Source organism: Methylobacterium sp. WL103 (assembly GCF_008039885.1).
GTDB classification, from domain to species: domain Bacteria; phylum Pseudomonadota; class Alphaproteobacteria; order Rhizobiales; family Beijerinckiaceae; genus Methylobacterium; species Methylobacterium cerastii.
Genome location: NZ_VRUX01000341.1, coordinates 1 through 4662, shown reverse-complemented (window position 1 = coordinate 4662; position 4662 = coordinate 1). Strand labels below are relative to the sequence as shown.

Sequence of the window (4662 nt, the reverse complement as noted above, 5' to 3'; positions counted from 1 at the left end):
GCCGCGCCCGGCCGAGCTGCACCTCGCGTTGCGCCGCGACGGCGACGACCCGCTGATCGCACGCCTCATCGCGATCCTGGCGGCGCTGCCGCCGGGATGATCGATGCCAAGATCGATGCCAAGATCGATGCACGCCACGCATCGATCGATCCAGCCTTTGGCTTGGACCCGCATCGGCATCCTTGCGAGAACTTCGCGTAGACGGCGCGCCAGACGCCGGTCCCGTCAACGCCCCGGGAGGCGACCATGCAGGCCGACGCCGTCGATGCCCCGTCGCGCGGATTCTCGCGCACCCCCACCGTCACCGCGATGCGGGTCGTGCCGGTCGCCGGCCGCGACAGCATGCTGCTCAACCTCAGCGGCGCGCACGGTCCGTTCTTCACCCGCAACCTGGTGATCCTCGAGGATTCCACCGGCGCGACGGGCCTGGGCGAGGTGCCCGGCGGCGAGCGCATCCGCGGCGTTCTGGAAGAGGCGCGCGAGCTGATCGTCGGGCGCCCGATCGGCGCCTGGCAGGCGGTGCTCAACGCGATGCGGGCGCGCTTCGCCGACCGCGATTCCGGCGGCCGCGGGCTCCAGACCTTCGACCTGCGCGTCACCATCCACGCGGTGACGGCGGTGGAATCCGCCTTCCTCGACCTGCTCGGCCAGTTCCTCGACGTGCCGGTGGCGGCGTTGCTGGGCGAGGGCCAGCAGCGCGACGCCGTCGCGATGCTGGGCTACCTGTTCTACGTCGGCGACCGCCGCCGCACCGATCTGCCCTACCGCGAGCCGACCGCCCGCGACGGCTGGATGCGGCTGCGCGACGAGGAGGCGCTGACGCCCGACGCCGTCGCCCGCCTGGCCGAGGCCGCGCACGAGACCTACGGGTTCGAGGACTTCAAGCTGAAGGGCGGCGTGTTCGCCGGCGAGGACGAGATCGCCGCCGTCACCGCGATCCACAAGCGCTTCCCCGACGCCCGCGTCACCCTCGATCCGAACGGCGCGTGGTCGCTCTCGGAGGCGATCCGCCTGTGCAAGGGGCGGGGCGACGTGCTCGCCTACGCCGAGGACCCGTGCGGGGCCGAAGACGGGTTCTCGGGCCGCGAGATCATGGCCGAGTTCCGCCGCGCGACGGGGCTCCCCACCGCCACCAACATGATCGCCACCGACTGGCGCCAGATGAACCACGCGATCCAGCTCGGCGCCGTCGACATCCCGCTGGCCGACCCGCATTTCTGGACGCTGGCCGGCTCGGTCCGCGTGGCCCAGCTCTGCCGCGACCACGGGCTGACCTGGGGCTCGCACTCGAACAACCACTTCGACGTGTCGCTAGCGATGTTCACCCACGTCGCGGCCGCCGCCCCCGGCAAGGTGACGGCGATCGACACGCACTGGATCTGGCAGGACGGCCAGCGCCTGACGAAGGAACCGCTCACGATCCGCGGCGGCCTCGTGCGGGTGCCGGAGCGCCCCGGCCTCGGCATCGAGATCGACATGGCCGAGGTCGAGGCGGCCCACGCCCTCTACCTGGACCACGGCCTCGGCGCCCGCGACGACGCGGCGGCGATGCGGTTCCTCGTCCCCGACTGGACCTTCGACAACAAGCGCCCCTGCCTCGTGCGGTGAGGGCGACATCCTCCCCCCGTCATTCCGGCGCTCGCCGAAGGCGAGCGCCGGAATGACGGGGGTGGGGCGTCGAAACCGTCCGATTCAAGACCGATTCCAACAGGAGACCATCCGATGGACGTCCTCACCAACCGCTTCAAGGCGGCGCTCGGCCAAGGCCATCAGCAGATCGGCCTGTGGTGCAGCCTCGCCAGCCCGATCTCCACCGAGGTCGTGGCCGGCTCCGGCTTCGACTGGCTGCTCCTCGACATGGAGCATTCCGCCAACGACCTGCGGGACGTCTACGCCCAGGTCCAGGCGATGATGGAGAGCCCCGCCCACGCCATGGTGCGGGTGCCGAGCGACGAGGCGATCACCATCAAGCGCATCCTCGACACCGGGGTGCAGTCGCTGATGATCCCCAACATCGACGACGCCGACCAGGCCCGCCGCGCCGTGGCCGCCACCCGCTACGCGCCGCGGGGCGTGCGCGGCTTCTCGCAGGCGCCGCGCGCCGCCCGCTTCGGCCGCATCCCCGACTATCACGCCCGCTGCGAGGCCGAGATCTTCGTGGCGGTGCAGATCGAGTCGCGCCGCGCGCTGGACAACCTCGACGAGATCGCCGCCGTCGAAGGCGTCGACGGCGTCTTCGTCGGCCCCGGCGACCTCTCGACCAGCCTCGGCTACCTCGGCCAGCAGAACCATCCGGACGTGGTGGCGATCATCGAGGAGACCGTCGCCCGCATCGGGAAGGCCGGCAAGCACGCCGGCATCCTCACCGCCAACGAAGAGCTCGCCCACCGCTACATCGCCGCCGGCACCCGCTTCACCGCGGTCGGCTCCGACATGGGCCTGCTCGCCCGCCAGTCCGAGGCGCTCGCCGCCCGCTTCAAGGGCTGAGCCGAGATCCTCGCCCTTCGCGGGCGACCGGGCTCACACGTCTCGCCGCGCATCCCGAAGGCAGCGCGGGTTCCCCTCTCCCCGCGCGCGGGGAGAGGCCCGGCTGCCCCCCGTCGTGCAGCTGGGGAGCGGAGGCGAAGCCGAAGCGGGGGTGAGGGGGCGCGACCGGATGAGCCTCCTCCGGGGCGCCCCCCCCCGCCGTCGGCTGCCGCCTCGCTTCGCCGACGACGAGGTCGCCGAAGCCCTCTCCCCCACCGAAGTCGGGCCTGCCCGATTTCGGCAGGCAGGTTCGGATCTCGGGCGAGCCCGAGATCCGTGCGGGGCGAGGGGATGCGCGCAAAGCGAACCGCCAGAATTCAGGGATGCGTGAATCCTGTCGCCCACGACGGGCGAGGGAGGACGCGCCGCGCCATTCCAGGAGACACCACCATGAACATCGGATTCATCGGCCTCGGCATCATGGGCGCCCCCATGGCCGGGCACCTGATCGCCGCCGGGCACAGCCTGTTCCTGAAGAGCCGCCGGGCGGTGCCCGAGGCCCTGGTCGCCGCCGGCGGCACGGCCTGCGCCACCGCCGCCGAGGTGGCGAGCCACGCCGACATCGTCATCCTGATGCTGCCCGACACCCCCGACGTCGAGGCGGTGCTGTTCGGCGCGGACGGCGTCGCCGACGCGATCAAGACCGGCAAGACCAGCAAGACCGTGGTCGACATGAGCTCGATCTCGCCGATCGCGACCAAGGACTTCGCCGCCCGCATCGCCGAGCGCGGCGGCGCCTACCTCGACGCGCCGGTCTCCGGCGGCGAGGTCGGGGCCAGGAACGCCGCCCTCTCGATCATGGTGGGCGGCGACGAGGCCGATTTCGGGCGCGTACAGCCGCTGTTTTCGGCCATGGGCAAGACCGTGACCCATGTCGGCCCGGTCGGATCGGGGCAGGTGGCCAAGGTCGCCAACCAGATCATCGTCGCGCTCACCATCGAGGCGGTGGCCGAGGGCCTGCTGTTCGCATCCAAAGCCGGCGCCGACCCGGCCAAGGTCCGCGAGGCCATCACCGGGGGCCTGGCCACCTCGCGCATCCTCGAGCTGCACGGCAAGCGCATGATCGACCGGACCTTCGATCCGGGCTTCCGCATCGGGCTGCACCAGAAGGACCTGAACCTGGCGCTGGAGGGCGCCCGCGCTCTCGGCGTCAGCCTGCCGGCGACCGCGCTGGCGCAGCAGCTGTTCTCGGCCTGCGTCGCCAACGGCGGCGCGGCGTGGGACCACTCGGCGATGGTCCGCGCCCTGGAGCTCATGGCCGACCACGAGGTCGGCGCCGCCTGACCCTGGCTCGATCGATCGATGCCGCGACGGCATCGATCGATCCATCGTTTGGATTGGAAGGTATCGACCGGGCGGACTAGTCTCGAACCCTGACGAAAACCGACCGCGACGGGCACGCATCCGTTGGGCGATTCCGCAGGAGGAAACCATGTCGCTGGCGATTCCGGTGCAGGCGGCGACGCGATTCCGCGTCCGCTACGTCATCCTCCTCGTGCTGTTCGCGGTCACGGTGCTGAACTACGCCGACCGGGCGATCATCTCGATCGCCGGCGTGCCGATCGCGCAGGAATTCGGCATCACGCCCGTGCAGATGGGCTACATCCTCTCCGCCTTTAGCTGGTCCTACGTCGCGGCCCAGCTCCCCGGCGGCTGGCTGCTCGACCGCTACGGCACCAAGTGGATCTATGCCGGCGGCGTGTTCTTCTGGTCGTTCTTCACCTTCGTCCAGGGCTGGGCCGGCTTCCTCGGCGCGGCTTCCGCGGTCACGGTGTTCTTCCTGATGCGGATGCTGGTCGGCGTCGCCGAGGCGCCGTCCTTCCCCGGCAACGCCCGCCTCGTCACCGCGTGGTTCCCGGCGGCCGAGCGCGGCAAGGCCTCGGCCGTGTTCAACGCCGCCCAGTACTTCGCGCCGGTGCTGTTCGCGCCGCTCACCGCCTGGGTCACCCAGAGCTTCGGCTGGCGCTACGCCTTCTTCGCCATGGGCCTGATCGGCCTCGTGATGGTGCTGCTCTGGGTCTGGCTGATCCACGACCCCGAGGACCATCCGAACGTCACGCCGGCCGAGCTCGACGAGATCGCCCGGGGCGGCGCGCTGGTGCAGGTCGGCGCAAGCCCGGCGGACCCCGCCAAGGC

Annotated in this window: 4 protein-coding genes; all 4 read left to right on the top strand. The window is 71.3% G+C overall.

Annotation, left to right across the window (positions count from 1 at the left end):
• Positions 1-246: 246 nt before the first annotated feature.
• Positions 247-1608, top strand: a complete 1362-nt coding sequence (gudD, locus tag FV222_RS17915) for a glucarate dehydratase (protein WP_147815307.1) — start codon at positions 247-249, stop codon at positions 1606-1608.
• 114 nt (positions 1609-1722) lie between these two features.
• Positions 1723-2487, top strand: coding sequence for an HpcH/HpaI aldolase/citrate lyase family protein (locus FV222_RS17910; protein ID WP_147753504.1), 765 nt, complete (start codon positions 1723-1725; stop codon positions 2485-2487).
• Positions 2488-2916: 429 nt separating this feature from the next.
• Positions 2917-3810 (top strand): 2-hydroxy-3-oxopropionate reductase, encoded by an 894-nt coding sequence (locus FV222_RS17905; RefSeq protein WP_147753505.1) that lies wholly within the window; start codon positions 2917-2919, stop codon positions 3808-3810.
• A 148-nt stretch (positions 3811-3958) separates the two neighbouring features.
• A partial coding sequence (locus FV222_RS17900; protein WP_147815306.1) for an MFS transporter occupies positions 3959-4662 on the top strand: 704 nt, incomplete at its 3' end.